12 protein-coding genes are annotated in these 14748 nt (G+C 39.0%); 5 read left to right on the plus strand and 7 right to left on the minus strand.

Annotation, left to right across the window (positions count from 1 at the left end):
• Nucleotides 1-18: 18 nt before the first annotated feature.
• From ileS to PYV58_RS21970, 3 genes are read left to right on the plus strand one after another with little or no spacing between them, the layout of a single operon-like run.
• Complete coding sequence (ileS, locus tag PYV58_RS21960) at nucleotides 19-2859, plus strand: isoleucine--tRNA ligase (protein ID WP_034614654.1); 2841 nt, start codon at nucleotides 19-21, stop codon at nucleotides 2857-2859.
• The gene (gene lspA, locus PYV58_RS21965; RefSeq protein WP_004718873.1) at nucleotides 2852-3391 is read left to right on the plus strand and encodes a signal peptidase II; all 540 of its coding nucleotides are present in this window, start codon (nucleotides 2852-2854) and stop codon (nucleotides 3389-3391) included. Before ileS ends, lspA begins: the two co-directional genes overlap by 8 nt.
• Nucleotides 3384-3869 carry a peptidylprolyl isomerase gene (locus tag PYV58_RS21970; protein ID WP_004818226.1) on the plus strand — a complete coding sequence of 162 codons (486 nt, stop codon included), beginning with the start codon at nucleotides 3384-3386 and terminating at the stop codon, nucleotides 3867-3869. Before lspA ends, PYV58_RS21970 begins: the two co-directional genes overlap by 8 nt.
• Before the next feature lie 72 nt (nucleotides 3870-3941).
• On the opposite strand, the gene PYV58_RS21975 is transcribed toward PYV58_RS21970, so the two are convergent.
• Entirely contained in the window at nucleotides 3942-4631 is a 690-nt protein-coding gene (locus PYV58_RS21975; RefSeq protein WP_034614650.1) for an aspartate/glutamate racemase family protein, read from the minus strand.
• 317 nt (nucleotides 4632-4948) lie between these two features.
• Here PYV58_RS21975 and PYV58_RS21980 point away from each other — a divergent pair, with 317 nt between their 5' ends.
• Nucleotides 4949-5854, plus strand: a complete 906-nt coding sequence (locus tag PYV58_RS21980; protein WP_034614734.1) for a LysR family transcriptional regulator — start codon at nucleotides 4949-4951, stop codon at nucleotides 5852-5854.
• Nucleotides 5855-6286: 432 nt separating this feature from the next.
• Here PYV58_RS21980 and PYV58_RS21985 read toward each other — a convergent pair whose 3' ends face one another.
• Nucleotides 6287-7030, minus strand: a complete 744-nt coding sequence (locus PYV58_RS21985) for a sulfite exporter TauE/SafE family protein (RefSeq protein ID WP_004818219.1) — start codon at nucleotides 7028-7030, stop codon at nucleotides 6287-6289.
• A 208-nt stretch (nucleotides 7031-7238) separates the two neighbouring features.
• Here PYV58_RS21985 and PYV58_RS21990 point away from each other — a divergent pair, with 208 nt between their 5' ends.
• Nucleotides 7239-8636: a glutamine synthetase family protein gene (locus tag PYV58_RS21990; RefSeq protein ID WP_034618053.1), complete on the plus strand. Its 1398-nt coding sequence runs from the start codon at nucleotides 7239-7241 to the stop codon at nucleotides 8634-8636.
• A gap of 568 nt (nucleotides 8637-9204) precedes the next feature.
• On the opposite strand, the gene PYV58_RS21995 is transcribed toward PYV58_RS21990, so the two are convergent.
• The 5 genes from PYV58_RS21995 to PYV58_RS22015 all read right to left on the minus strand — a co-directional run bounded on the left by PYV58_RS21995 (nucleotide 9205) and on the right by PYV58_RS22015 (nucleotide 14713).
• On the minus strand, nucleotides 9205-9582 hold the full coding sequence (locus PYV58_RS21995; RefSeq protein WP_004818217.1) for a surface-adhesin E family protein: 378 nt from the start codon (nucleotides 9580-9582) through the stop codon (nucleotides 9205-9207).
• Nucleotides 9583-9634: 52 nt separating this feature from the next.
• On the minus strand, nucleotides 9635-9925 hold the full coding sequence (locus PYV58_RS22000; protein WP_016539541.1) for a chorismate mutase: 291 nt from the start codon (nucleotides 9923-9925) through the stop codon (nucleotides 9635-9637).
• Nucleotides 9918-11258 carry a hypothetical protein gene (locus PYV58_RS22005; protein WP_034618051.1) on the minus strand — a complete coding sequence of 447 codons (1341 nt, stop codon included), beginning with the start codon at nucleotides 11256-11258 and terminating at the stop codon, nucleotides 9918-9920. Before PYV58_RS22005 ends, PYV58_RS22000 begins: the two co-directional genes overlap by 8 nt.
• Before the next feature lie 248 nt (nucleotides 11259-11506).
• Nucleotides 11507-13336, minus strand: coding sequence for a dihydroxy-acid dehydratase (ilvD, locus tag PYV58_RS22010; protein WP_004718884.1), 1830 nt, complete (start codon nucleotides 13334-13336; stop codon nucleotides 11507-11509).
• A 582-nt stretch (nucleotides 13337-13918) separates the two neighbouring features.
• The gene (locus PYV58_RS22015; RefSeq protein ID WP_275059681.1) at nucleotides 13919-14713 is read right to left on the minus strand and encodes an OmpA family protein; all 795 of its coding nucleotides are present in this window, start codon (nucleotides 14711-14713) and stop codon (nucleotides 13919-13921) included.
• Nucleotides 14714-14748: the final 35 nt, after the last annotated feature.

Genomic DNA, 14748 nt, shown 5'->3' on the forward strand with positions numbered 1-14748 from the left:
TATTGGATGACAACTTGCATGAGCGATAAGCAAACTTCTGAAAATGCAGTGGATTATAAAGCCACGCTAAACCTACCAGGTACTGAATTTGCAATGAAAGCAAATCTCGCAGTACGTGAAGCAAAATGGTTAGAAGAGTGGTATGCCGACAACATTTATCAGCAGATTCGTGCTTCGCGTATTGGCAAGAAAAAATATATTCTGCATGACGGTCCTCCATATGCAAATGGTTCATTGCATTTAGGTCATGTCGTCAATAAAGTTTTAAAAGACATTATTGTTAAAAGTCGCACTTTAGATGATTTTGACGCACCTTATGTTCCAGGTTGGGACTGTCATGGTCTACCAATCGAGCTTAAAGTCGAAGAAAAAATCGGTAAAGTTGGCGTAAAAGTTGACGCATCGACTTTCCGTAAAGCCTGCCGTGAATATGCATATACTCAAGTCGAATTACAGAAAAAAGACTTTGTTCGTATGGGCGTGTTTGGGGACTGGGATAATCCATATCTCACCATGAACTTCAAACAAGAAGCAGATATTGTTCGCGCGCTCGGTGAAATTGCCAAAGCAGGTCATATCGAACCCGGTCTAAAACCTGTGAACTGGTGTATGGATTGTGGATCATCACTTGCTGAAGCAGAAGTGGAATATGAAGATAAAAAATCTGATGCAATTGATGTGGGTTTCGGTGTTGTAGATCTTGCTGATTTGTCTGCAAAAGTTGGTGTCAACGTTAACAATCCAACAGATATCGTGATTTGGACAACGACACCTTGGACATTACCTGCGAACCAAGCGGTTGCCTTACATGCGGATATTGCCTATCAATTGGTGGAAGTTCAGTCTGAGCGTGGCACACAAAACTTAATCTTAGCCAAAGATTTAGTTGAATCTGCATGTGAACGTTACAAACTTGAACAACCAAAAGTATTGGCTGACTTTGTCGGTGCGACGCTCGAAAACTTACAATTACAACATCCATTGATTGTAGATCGCCAAGTGCCTGTGATTTTAGGTGAACATGTCATTGCAACCAGTGGTACAGGTGCTGTGCATACTGCACCTGGACATGGTGTGGACGATTATAAAGTTGGCTTAATCTATAACTTAAAAGTTGAAAACCCTGTAAGTGGTAATGGTGTATATTTACCGACTGCGCCTCTTTTTGCAGGCGAGCACATTTATAAAGCCAATCCAAAAATCATTGAAGCATTAACAGATGCTGGCAAACTCTGGGCGCATCTGCCGATTAAGCACAGTTACCCGCATTGCTGGCGTCATAAAACACCAATCATCTTCCGTGCAACCCCACAGTGGTTTATCAGCATGGATGCGAATGGGTTACGCCAAGATGCTTTAAATGCAATTGAAAACGACATCGACTTTGTCCCTGATTGGGGTAAAAACCGTATCAAGTCAATGATTGAAGGTCGCCCAGACTGGTGTATCTCTCGTCAACGGACTTGGGGTGTGCCGATTCCATTCTTTGTACATAAAGATACCAATGAATTGCACCCTCGTACCGCAGAGCTCATTGAAGATGTGGCGAAGCTCATCGAAAAAGAAGGCATTGATGGTTGGTATAATCGTGAAGCCAAAGCGTTTATCGGTGATGACGCTGAACAGTACAATGCTGTTCGTGACACACTCGATGTATGGTTTGACTCAGGTACAACGCACTATGCAGTATTGCGTGAACGTGCGGAACTGCAAGATCCAGCTGATTTATATCTTGAAGGTTCTGACCAACATCGTGGTTGGTTCCAGTCTTCATTGCTCACATCGATTGCGATCCATAAACGCGCACCTTATAAAGCCCTGCTTACGCATGGTTTTACCGTGGATGAAAAAGGTCGTAAATTATCGAAATCATTGGGTAACTTTATCCCACTTGAAGACATCATTAAGCAGTTAGGTGCTGATGGTTTACGTTTATATGTTGCATCAAGCGATTATCGTTATGAAATTGCCGCAAGTAACGAAATTTTTAGCCGTGTAAGTGACAGCTATCGTCGTATTCGTAATACTTTACGTTTCTTATTGGCAAACTTGAATGGCTTTAAACCATCAACAGATGCGTTACCTGTAGATCAATTGATTGCATTGGATCAATACATCTTACAACGTGCAGCAGACGTACAGAAAACCATTCAACAAGCTTATGAAGATATGAACTTCCATGTCGTCACCAATGCTTTGACCAGTTTCTGTATCAATGATTTGGGTGGTTTCTACTTAGACATCATCAAAGACCGCCAATACACGACTAAAGCAGACTCCACAGCACGTCATTCTGCTCAAACTGCGTTGTATCATTTGGTTCAAGCCTTTGTTCGTTGGATGAGCCCTATCTTGAGCTTTACAGCACAAGAGGCGTGGCCATTGATTCCAGAACAAACTGAAAAATATGTATTTACAGCGCATTGGTATGATATTCCAGTGGCATCAAGCACCAACTTGATCTCTGAAGCGGATTGGCAAACCTTAATTGAAGTCAAATCTGCGGTTAATAAACAGATTGAGACAGCGCGTAATGCTAAATTGGTTGGTAGTAACCTGTCTGCTAAAGTTGAACTTTGGGCAAATACAGACCTACAAAACGTCTTGAAGCAATTGGGCGATGAGCTTCGTTTTGTCTTGATCACCTCTCAAGCAATTGTTTATGACTATGCTGAGCAAGGTGAAGCAACAGAACTTGAAGGCCTACGTGTTAAAGTTTCTGCTGCTGAAGGCGAAAAATGTGCACGTTGCTGGCATGTCCTTCCAGATGTGAATACACATCATGCACATCCAGGGCTTTGTTCTCGTTGTATTATTAACCTTCCTACAGGTCAAGGCGAAGAGAGAAAATATGCCTAATCCGCAAAATAAAAAGGGCTTATTGCAGTTTTATCCGCATAATTTGATGTGGCTTGGACTTTCTGTCCTTGCCATTATCATTGACCAATGGACAAAAAACATTGCAAGTGCAGAGCTGACTTATGCTCAGCCTGTACCTGTATTGCCCTTCTTAAATTGGACATTACTGCATAATTACGGCGCAGCATTTAGCTTCTTGTCTGATGCGGGTGGTTGGCAGCATTATTTATTCACAGGTCTTGCAGGCGTTGTATCGATCATCTTTATTTTTTGGCTCATGCGTATGCCAAAAACCACGCTGATCTTACCTGCTGCAATCGCATTGATTCTTGGCGGTGCATTGGGGAATTTAATTGATCGGGTGACATTAGGTTATGTGGTCGATTTTATTCATTTGCATTACCAAGGCAGTAGTTTCCCTGCATTCAACATTGCCGATAGTGCGATCACTCTCGGTACGATTTTATTGTTAATTGATACCTTCTTTTTAGAAAAGCATCGTATTCAACGTGCGGAAGCGCAAAATGACTGAACAAATGATTAACCCCAATGACGAAACGCGTGTTGCGGATGGCTCAAAAGTAGAACTGCATTTTTCTGTTGCCATCGAAAGTGGTGTTGAAATTGATAACACACGTAGCCGTGAAGAGCCTGTAAGCTTAGTGATCGGGGATGGCAGTTTATTGCCAGGTTTTGAAAAAGCCTTATTTGGTCTTCGTGCAGGTGACCGTCGTACTGTTAGCCTTCCACCAGAAGATGCTTTCGGTCCGTGGAATTCTGAAAATGTGCAAAAATTCGATACAGTAAAATTCGAACAACGTCCTGTTGAAGGCCACATGATTGAGTTTGAAGACAAAGCCAAACAAAGTCTATTTGGCGTGGTTAAAACTGTCGGTGAAGATATCACTGAAGTGGATTTCAACCACCCACTCGCAGGTAAAAATATCACTTTTGAAGTGGAAATCTTCAAAGTTACCCCTGCGGGTCAACAAGGTGTGAAAATCATGTAAGCCTTTGCTTATATAGTATTTAAAGCTCCTTCGGGAGCTTTTTTATTGATACAAATACCCACTTCAAAAAGGTCAAGACAAAGCAAAATCCACAGCAGCTTGCACATGGATCGACGTTGTATCAAACAGCGGAACAGAAAACTGAGTATCTCCAATGAGCATACAAATTTCTGTACATCCCAGAATAATGCCTTCAGCACCCTCTAATATTAACTGCTCAACAATATGGATGTATTTCTGACGAGATTCTTCCTTGACCATACCTAAACACAATTCATCATAAATAATATTGTGAACCATCTGTCGATGCGCTTGGTTAGGCACCAGTACATTGATGCCTTGTTCTTCTAACCGATGCTTATAGAAGTCTTGTTCCATGGTAAATTGAGTACCTAACAAACCGACTTTGCCAATATTCTGATTTAAAACGTCTTTTGCTGTTGCATCAGCGATATGAATAAATGGAACTGAGACCGAGCTTTCAATAGCAGAAGCAACTTTATGCATGGTATTGGTACACAGTAAGATCCCTTCTACCCCTGCTTTCTCCAACTGAATTGCCTTCTCTTTTAAATACAGTGCTGCATCGTCCCATAAACCTTGACGCTGTAATATTTCTATCTCAGCGAAATCAACACTGATTAAAACAATTTTTGCAGAGTGTAATTTTCCTAATTTTTGTTGAACGCTTTTATTCAGCTGCTGATAGTACAAGTCTGTAGATTCCCAACTCATTCCACCTAATAAACCAATCGTTTTCACTTTTTTTGCTCACTTAGAATTTTCATCTTTTCTAGGGTCTTTTGATATTTCATCAATGGTTTACGTTTTAGACTAAAATTGAGCAAGTCAGGCATATGATCAATATCAATCAAGTTACTTTTGTTTCAAGCCTATATATTTTCCAATACAAGCACTTTAAATATCCAGTGACTATCGTACGATATCGTCGTAATCAAGCCTTCATTGTTTCAATTTAAATCTCGTCTTACTCATCACTGAAACAATCTACACGATATCGCATATTTGTATAATTATTCAGCTATACTTTGATCTCATTTCAGCTCTTTATGATTCGCATGCGCCTAGACTTCTTCGATTTGCAACTGTTTATCAATATCGTGGACACAGGAAGCCTCACCAAAGGCGCAGAACGCTCGTCGATTTCACTACAGGCAGCCAGTGAACGTATTAAAAAACTCGAACAACAATATGCCACAAGCCTTTTTACCCGGCATGCCTCTGGGGTCAAACTCACAATTGCAGGTCAAACTTTTGTAGAACAGGCTTTACGTCTAATACAACAAAGTAAACAGCTTGAACAAGCGATGTCACCCTTCGCAAAAGGTCTAAGCACACAGATGACTTTGTGGTGTAATTCATCTGCACAAAGTGAATATCTGCCTTTATTACTTCCTCAGTATTTAGTTGAAAACCCACATATTCAGATTGATCTACAGGAAGCTGAAAGTAATGAAATTATTCAGACCATTGAAAAAGGCAATGCAAAACTTGGCTTAATTTCGAGCTTTTTTAATGCACATCAATTACAAACTTTAGCCTTTTCAGATGATCCGTTAGTGCTGATTTGTCCATCAAATCATGAATTAAGCCAGCGAACAGAGCTCAGACTGGTCGATACTCTGAACTATGCCTTTGTGGGTTTAATGCAATATCACTCTCTACAGCAGTCGATTGAAAACCAAGCCAAATTGCTCAATTGTGCAATTCAGTATCGTTTAAGATTGCCAAATTTTGCTGCGATCGCTCAAGTGGTTGCAAGTGGTGTCGGCATTGCCATTATGCCCAAACGGGCAGCAATGCGACTCAATCAACTCTATGCATTTGATCAAATTGAACTAGTCGGTGAATGGGCAAAACGCCAACTACAATTGGCTGCTCAAAATTTTGATGAACTTCCAACAGCATATCAACACTTTGCCCAATTCTTAATTTCACAAAAATCGAAACTGATTTTAGTTTAAATAATCTGAATTCGATATAAAATTCTTGATGAAATATGATACTCGGAAACGTCATCCGCAACTGTCTGAGGCAGGACCTCATGCATAAAGTATTGTTTCTGCGATTCATTGAATACGTCGCTGGTGGTTGACGAGTTTTGCGGATGACAATGGTTTTGCCTACTTTTGTCGAAACAAAAGTAGGGCGAGCCGCAGGCTGATCCTGAAATTGAATGACAGTTCAGTAAGACTCCGTCAAGATCATTGTTTTTCAATATATTAAAGATATCTTTAAATCAAACTCACGTTAAATACTTAATTAAGCACCACGCTGATATTGATTTTTAAAACTAACTAAATCGCTATCATCTGCTTTGATTTTTTCAGTTTACCCAATAGGGTCATAGCTTCACATTTGCGGAAAGCGCGATTACACGACCATTTGTCCTCAGACTAGATCACACCAAATTGATGCAATACCGAATATAAGCCAAAAATCACCAAGCCACAGAAGAAAACTTTACGAAATTTTTGCTCTGGAATACGGTAACGAATTTTTGTTCCCACCCACATTCCTATTAACGCAGGTACTAAGGCAATAAGAGATAACTGATAATCAATTGGTGTATCTTCAACAGGGTTTTGATGTAAAAAAACGGCAAGGCACAGTGTTGAAACGGTAAAAGCTAAACCTAAAGATTGAACCAAATCATCACGTTTTAACTGCAAAGATTGTAAATAAGGGACCACAGGAATCACCACCACCCCCGTGGCAACAGTTAAAGCACCGCCTAAATATCCAATGATTGGGGAAAGCCATTTTTCATGCGGTGCAAGATTTGGCATACGTTTGGAAAATAAACCATAGAGTCCATACAATGCCAGCATCCCCCCCAGTAATGCTTCACTATGAAAACCACCACTAGAGTGGCCTAAAGTGGGAAAAATACTCCAAATTGAACCGATAATAATCCCCAACAATAAGGGATAAAAACGGCGAACCAACCGCCATACATGACCTTCAGCAAACAATTGCCAAAAGTTGGTCACCATAGATGGAATGATCAATAAAGTTGCGGCTTGGAATGGGCTAATCACAAGGCTTAAAAGTCCCATTGAAACGGCAGGTAAGCCGAGACCAATTGTGCCTTTAATCATGCCTGCAATTGCAAATACACCAATTACAAATCCCATCATGTCGTTTTACCTCAATATTCTGAGGCAATGCTACGCCAAAGCTTTGTTTTGAAATATCACTGTTTTTAGGATAGAGCCTCAAGCAATGATTGAGGCTTGATGTTGAGTGTTTTGGCTAAGTGTCTAAGAAAAGAATTTACGATCATTTTACGTTACTCAAGTAAGCAAGCTTTCTATAATTTTTTTACCTCATTTGGATCTATTCACAATGAATATGTCGCTTGCCAGTTCTACAAAAATATTCCCCACAGCACTGATCTTAGAAAATCAGGACATGCATGATTTCAACAAAGAAATTCAACAATATTTAGAAGATTATCCAGAGACCCAGTTTATTGATATCTGCTTACATGATCTCAATGGTCATCTTCGTGGTAAGCGTATTGAAGTAAATGCCCTCCACCAATTGCAGAAAGGCTGTTATTTTCCATTGTCTATTTATGCGATGAGCTTGGATGGTCAAGTGGTTGAAGAAAGTGGGCTGGGAAAATATATTGGTGAACCCGATCGCTTATGTATGCCCGTCTTGGGCAGTCTAAAGCCTTGTGCAGATCAACCCAATCAGCATGCCCAGCTGCTATTAACCATGAAATCCGATGATGGTTCAGATTGTGTGATTGAGCCTCGCAATATATTAAAAAGAATTTTATTGACACTGCATCAGATGCACTATTTTCCAATGATGGCCGGTGAAATCGAGTTTTATTTGTCTAAAAATATCCAAGATGCCCCGTTTTCTCCCCAATCTGATCCGCTTTCTACCCAATGTTTCGATGTCGATACTCCGCATAATTTTCGAACTGTCATTCAACAAATTGAATTAGAAGCAAAACGACAAAATATTGATTTAACAGGTGTTGTAGCTGAAAGTGCTTCTGGACAATTTGAATTGAATATTCAGCACAGTGACAACATTTTAAAACTGTGTGATGACATCATGAGTATTAAACGAATGATTCGTCAAATTGCGATGCAACATGGTTTAAAAGCCAGTTTTATGGCGAAACCAAATATGGCTAAAGCAGGCAGTGGCATGCACTTTCATATGAGCATACGCAACCAATGGCAAGACAATCTTTTTAAAATAGATCAGTTGAAAAATCCAAACCCCATCATGCACAAAGTGATTGCAGGTTTACTTGACTTAATGCCCGCATCCATGGCTATTTTAGCACCCAATATTAACGCATTCCGCAGATTTCAACTTGGCAATCATGTTCCACTAGAAGCCAATTGGGGCTTCAATAATCGCAACGTTGCGATTCGTATCCCCTGTTCAGATCAGGACAATCAACGCTTGGAATATCGTGTTGCGGGTGCAGACGTCAACCCTTATTTGTGTGTTGCAACCATTCTGACGGGGGTACTGCATGGCTTACATGCAGCACTGGATTTACCTCAATCAATCCAACAAGTAAAAGTGATTAACTCACAGCATTTCTTACCCTCTCATCAGCTTGAAGCACTGCAATTATTTGAAAAACATGCAGTCTTTAAACAATATTTTGGTTCAGATTTTATCCAATTATGGTGTGCATGTAAAAAATTTGAATATCAATCTGTCATCAATAAAATCACAAATGCAGAATTGGAATGGGGCATATAAAGGGCTAATTCAAGAATGAAAATGCCTAAATCAAAATATAGTCAACTTGTCAAAAACGCATACACAAGAATATAATTTCTCTTAATTTATATTTTTAATTAAATCAATTACATGGGGGAATAAATTGTTTGATTATAAAAAACGTTCATTGCCACATTTTGCTTTGAAAGTTTGAATAAGTTTGTGTAGGCGATGCCTAACTTTTCAGAGATGAAAAGTAACAAAAATCTTCTGTTGGATGAGAGGTCCGTCCTGTACCTCCATCCAACGGCGACATCCATGTCGCCCCACGATAGGATAACCATCTATGATTCAAAAGTACCAAAATCGAATTGATAACCAATAGTTTCTAAGAGTTGATACAAGAACATAAGTTCATTTATGACCAATGACTTGATGCAAATCATTTATATGAATAATTAGGTGGTTTGGCTATAGTATGATGACCATAAATTGACAGTAATCAATAAAAAATCCCTTTTATATAAAAGGGATTTTAAGCAGCTTAGACTGAATTGCCTTAAAGCTGATTATGCTTTAAGTATTCAAATAAATAACAATTTAAAAATTATTTACATACGACTTTAAAAAATGCCAGATTAATTTCATCATCATCGATATTACTTGGATCTGAATCTTGTGGATCGCTATTGATCAATTGACCATTTTTTTTATAATCTTCAACTAAGGTGATATTTGTCGTACGATCAGCACATTGGTCTAAATTATGAGAAAGTGTATAGTCACCCTTTTTCATATCCAGTTCTTCACTGTCTGCATCAGCAACAAACTTAGCCCAATAATTAACCGTTTTGTCTTTTTTCACAATACGATCGGTATCTAGATAAAAACTACCATCCTCATCTTTGACAATAAATTTCCAATTTTCTGCAAGTGCATACTGACTCAACATTGTTGTGATGCAGATTAGAATAATTTTTTTCATACCGTTCTCTAAAATAAATATTTTTATGGGCAAAATTAAAATCACATCACCGTTATGGACGGATTTCTTTTAATTCTCTTTGGATAAAATGCTGGATCATTTCCCGATAGAGCATTTCCACCAAATCAGGGTTAGTGCCAACATCTATGGCTTTCTGACGTACTTTATTAATTACTTGTTGTACACGCTCTGGAGACTGTACGTCATCTACATTACGTTTAAATCGGACAGCTTGATCAACATAAAATTGGCGGGTTGCAATCAGTTCAATCAACTCCTGATCCAACTGATCGATTCGATCACGTACTTGTTCTAATGATTCACATTTCTCTTTTTTAATCATCTGTTTTTTCTGCATCCTGTGCTTCTATATGATGTTGAGCGCGTTCCAACTCATTCTCGGCTTTATACTTCTGTTCTAACACATTACTAAAAATACTTTCAATCATCCAAACCCGATATAGGCTATTAAAAACGTAACGCTTTCCTTCAATACGCAATTCTAAAACAGGAAAATCAGGCTGATGTTTCTCTGCACATTGCTGATCATTGGCTGTTAATAAAGCTTCAACGTCAATATCTGTTAGATTTTCAATCCCTAAATCATGTTGCATTTGCTGTAAATGCGGCTTGAATGATAAATCACGCCCCTTGGTCCAAACCGCCTGTAAAATGTCATACATCACATCTACACGTTGCTCTTCTGCTACGCTGTAATAAAGCTTTGCCATATTTAAGGTGCTTTCGGCAGTCGGACGACAGAACGGGGTAAATTTCACTTCTGAACGCTTGGAAAGACGGGTCGCCAAACTCCAGTCAAAAAAGTCCCGACCGTGATAACTCAGCGGAAATAGGTTCAACTGAATATTATAATAATTTGCGAGTTCTTCTTTGATATATGCCAATAATAACCAACTGATTGGGTCTTCTAAGGCAATATATAAATCAAGTTCAGGATGCATGGCCTGAATTTCAGCAAGCTCTTCTGCATCACTCATCAAATGCTCACGCCATTCAATGTGATTGATCAGAAAAATAGGGTTATCAATCAATAATTTTTGTTGTTTTAAACGACGAGTTAACCGTAATAAATCATCCACTGCATGATATTTACGTCCACCAAATTCAAAATAGCTTTCTAAAATTGGACTTTGACCAAACACACGTTCTGGAAAATTCTGTGGTTTTTGATGCTGACTGGCCATCACGAATAAAGTACGCAATTTGCCATACTGCTGCTGCCACAGCATATGAAATACATCTTCGAGTAAATAAAGAAAATTTTGACCGGTTAGCGGTGTATTTCTAAGAATTGTTTCCGCTTGTTGTAATGCTTCTTGAGTCGGTTGTTCTGGTTTTTCATCATCATAACTAAAACGATGTTGATTGGCTAAGATTTTGGCGTCTTCTAAACTATAATTGCGCCATTCTTCTATGGTCATGCCATTGGGGGGTTCTGCTGCGGTATTGGAAATAATCACTTTAAGTGGCTTTAAATCATCACTTAAAAGATCTTCCAATTGGGTCAGTTGCTGTACAGCAAGATAGCTATACACATCATCTAAACGCAGATAAATACTCAGTCCCTGTTCCGTAGATAACACCTCTTGACGAATCGGCTTTTGGTAAAACCAACTCGATCGGATTGGATCAAACCAACGGCGTAACAGTGACATGCGTAGAGCCTCGAAATAAGCACTGAAAAATAAAAGAAAATCTGATTGAAACTCGCTCAAGCATACCATTCATTCATGGGTGATGCTGAGAAAATTAATTCTAACCAGTCATAACAAAACTTATAACAATTTGAATCTGAATGATCAATATCCCAAAACTCGATAAAATTTAAATCGTTAGGTCAATGCAATAAAAAGCACCCAATTCATGAGTGCTTTTGTTTTGTTTGGGAATCTTATTTTAACACTTAGATTTCACGCACCGCACCTTTCGACGCACTGGTGGTATGCATAGCATAAGCTTTTAATGCTTTTGAAACCTTACGTGGACGTTCTTCAGCTGGCTGCCAACCTTTTTCGTCTTGAACCTTACGGCGTGCAGCTAAGGTTGCATCATCAACAGCGAGATGAATTGTACGATTTGGAATATCGATTTCAATCAAATCGCCATCTTCAACCAATCCAATAACACCACCCTCAGCAGCTTCTGGCGATACGTGACCAATGGAAAGACCTGAAGAACCACCAGAGAAACGACCATCTGTAAGTAAAGCACATTCTTTACCTAAGCCTTTCGATTTTAGATAGCTGGTTGGGTAAAGCATTTCTTGCATACCCGGACCACCACGTGGACCTTCATAACGGATGACAACCACATCACCAGCTTTGATTTCATGGCCAAGAATTGAATCTACAGCAGCGTCTTGGCTTTCAAAGACACGAGCCGTACCATTAAATTTCAGGATCGAATCATCTACACCCGCAGTTTTTACAATACAACCATCTACAGCGATGTTTCCGTACAGTACAGCCAATCCACCGTCTTTAGAGAATGCATGTTCAGCATTACGGATCACACCTTTTTCACGGTTACCATCTAAAGTTTGATAATAACGGTTTTGTGAAAATGCTGTTTGAGTCGGAACACCACCTGGTGCTGAACGGAAGAACTCGTAAACCTCTGGATCTTCGGTACGAATAATATCCCATTTATCTAAGGCATCTTTCAACGTATTTTCATGTACGGTATAGACTGATGTATCCAATAGGCCTGCACGATCCAATTCACCTAGAATTGACATGATACCGCCCGCACGATGGACATCTTCCATATGGACATCTTGTTTTGCAGGGGCAACTTTACACAACACAGGCACTTTACGCGATAAACGATCAATATCGTCCATGGTAAAATCAACGCCTGCTTCATGTGCCGCGGCCAATAAATGCAATACGGTATTGGTTGAACCACCCATTGCAATATCTAGCGTCATCGCATTTTCATAAGATGCTTTGGTCGCAATTGAACGCGGTAATATGGTGTAGTCATCTTGCTCATAATGGCGTTTTGCCAACTTAACAATCAATTGACCGGCTTTTTCAAATAATTTTTGACGATTTGCATGGGTTGCTAAAGTTGAACCATTACCCGGTAAAGATAAGCCAAGGGCTTCTGTCAAACAGTTCATTGAGTTGGCTGTAAACATACCTGAACATGAACCACAAGTTGGGCAAGCTGAACGCTCATATTGTTTTACTTCTTCATCGGTAAAACTATCGTCAGCGGCAACCACCATTGCATCAACGAGATCAATCGCATGTTCTGTACCACGGATTTTAACTTTACCCGCTTCCATTGGACCGCCAGAAACAAATACCACAGGAATGTTCAGACGCATTGCCGCCATTAACATCCCTGGTGTGATTTTGTCGCAGTTAGAAATACACACCATGGCATCTGCACAATGCGCATTGACCATGTATTCAACAGAATCAGCAATCAAATCACGCGAAGGCAATGAATACAGCATGCCATCATGCCCCATTGCAATACCATCATCGACTGCAATCGTATTGAATTCTTTTGCCACACCACCCGCTGCTTGAATCTGTTCAGCAACCAGTTGACCTAAGTCTTTTAAATGCACATGACCAGGGACAAACTGAGTAAATGAGTTGACTACCGCAATAATCGGTTTACCAAAATCTTCATCTTTCATTCCTGTTGCACGCCATAAGCCACGTGCACCAGCCATATTTCTTCCATGTGTCGATGTTTTTGAACGATAGTCAGGCATTTGTATTTCCAACATTGTTTGAGCTTGAAATGAATATCAATTCACTCTGGCTAAATAAAACTGATATAGCAATAAATCAGTCGAAATATGAACACATCATACTATAACTTAGCATATAACCAATGATCTTGAGCATGATCTTTTTTTAAACAAGACGTGTCTATTGATATTCCAACAAGCTTTATAGATAAATAAAACATTAGAATTTAATATAACGCTATCGTGTTGGATAGAACACAAAACTTCTATGAATAATTTTTTATTTTTTAATAAAAAATATTTATCATTTAACAAAATTCACTAAATTTTATTTTATAAAAGGCCTCAAAAGAAGCCCGCTCATTCATTTTTGCACAGATTATTTCTGTTTAATCAAAATGTTTTGTTGCTGATGTTTCTGCTGGGTTAACTTGGCAATCAATATTATTTGGTGATGTATGATTTATTCAAAATAAACCAGAACAGTAAATAATTTAAAACGCCCGATGAATTTCATCGGGCGTTGGTATGCAATAAGGCTCAATCTATTTGAAGAATAAACACCTTCTTTTAAACTGAATTTATTTGATTATGCATTCAGTTTTACCAAGTGATGTTTACTCGGCGATTAGGTGCTAAACACTCAACCAATTGAATTTTTTTGTTCATCCCATTGCATTTCTGATACACATCCGTTTTATTTTCTGCTGAAAATTGAATTTGATCCGCAGGAATACCCTGTTGTTTCAATAAATCTACAACGGTATTGGCTCTCGCCGCTGATAAACGTTGGTTATACGGAAATGAACCTAAACGGTCAGTATAACCAGCAACAAAAATCTTGCTATTCCCATCAGTTTGCTTAATTTGATCAGCAATTTTGCTAATCACTTCAGGATTTTTTACCCCATTTTTATCTGAATGATCAAAATAGAATAAAACACTGGCTGATTGGCCTGTAGCGGATAGAGCCGTTTGTTCTGTCGCGGATTGGTTATTGATGCCCCAAGCCATCAGACCTTGGCATTGTTCACCTTTCCAATATAGATTTTCTGAACGGTAGTGCTTATCAAAGTCTATGCGTAACTGGCAACGTTTATATTGATTGGAACTCGGCTCTCGAACATCCAATACATAGTTCCAAGTTTTAACAGCAAAAAGGCCCTCAGAAAATTGTGGATTCCCCAAAACATGGCGAATCTGATCTTTGCTTAAACCTTTATCTAAACGTGCCACGTCATCATATTCATAACGATTCACTTGCTTTAAATAACTGTCTTTTACTTCAGGAAAATGAATTTCTTGGGTATTTGATGTTTCAACTTCAGCGGCATGACTCAATGACATCACAAGACCACTGAATACACTGAACATAATTTTTTTGTTAAATGCTTTCATTTTTTCTCTCTTAAAAATTTGCGAAGAAAAAGGAA

The sequence above is a fragment of the Acinetobacter sp. TAC-1 genome (genome assembly GCF_029025845.1).
Classification (GTDB): domain Bacteria; phylum Pseudomonadota; class Gammaproteobacteria; order Pseudomonadales; family Moraxellaceae; genus Acinetobacter; species Acinetobacter guillouiae.

What these genes read in the sequence shown, in the direction of transcription:
- ileS (WP_034614654.1), top strand. Translation starts at nt 19, where the DNA reads ATGAGCGATAAGCAAACTTCTGAAAATGCAGTGGATTATAAAGCCACG.
- lspA (WP_004718873.1), top strand. Translation starts at nt 2,852, where the DNA reads ATGCCTAATCCGCAAAATAAAAAGGGCTTATTGCAGTTTTATCCGCAT.
- PYV58_RS21970 (WP_004818226.1), top strand. Translation starts at nt 3,384, where the DNA reads ATGACTGAACAAATGATTAACCCCAATGACGAAACGCGTGTTGCGGAT.
- PYV58_RS21980 (WP_034614734.1), top strand. Translation starts at nt 4,949, where the DNA reads ATGCGCCTAGACTTCTTCGATTTGCAACTGTTTATCAATATCGTGGAC.
- PYV58_RS21985 (WP_004818219.1), bottom strand. Translation starts at nt 7,030, where the DNA reads ATGATGGGATTTGTAATTGGTGTATTTGCAATTGCAGGCATGATTAAA.
- PYV58_RS21990 (WP_034618053.1), top strand. Translation starts at nt 7,239, where the DNA reads ATGAATATGTCGCTTGCCAGTTCTACAAAAATATTCCCCACAGCACTG.
- PYV58_RS21995 (WP_004818217.1), bottom strand. Translation starts at nt 9,582, where the DNA reads ATGAAAAAAATTATTCTAATCTGCATCACAACAATGTTGAGTCAGTAT.
- PYV58_RS22000 (WP_016539541.1), bottom strand. Translation starts at nt 9,925, where the DNA reads ATGATTAAAAAAGAGAAATGTGAATCATTAGAACAAGTACGTGATCGA.
- PYV58_RS22005 (WP_034618051.1), bottom strand. Translation starts at nt 11,258, where the DNA reads ATGTCACTGTTACGCCGTTGGTTTGATCCAATCCGATCGAGTTGGTTT.
- ilvD (WP_004718884.1), bottom strand. Translation starts at nt 13,336, where the DNA reads ATGCCTGACTATCGTTCAAAAACATCGACACATGGAAGAAATATGGCT.
- PYV58_RS22015 (WP_275059681.1), bottom strand. Translation starts at nt 14,713, where the DNA reads ATGAAAGCATTTAACAAAAAAATTATGTTCAGTGTATTCAGTGGTCTT.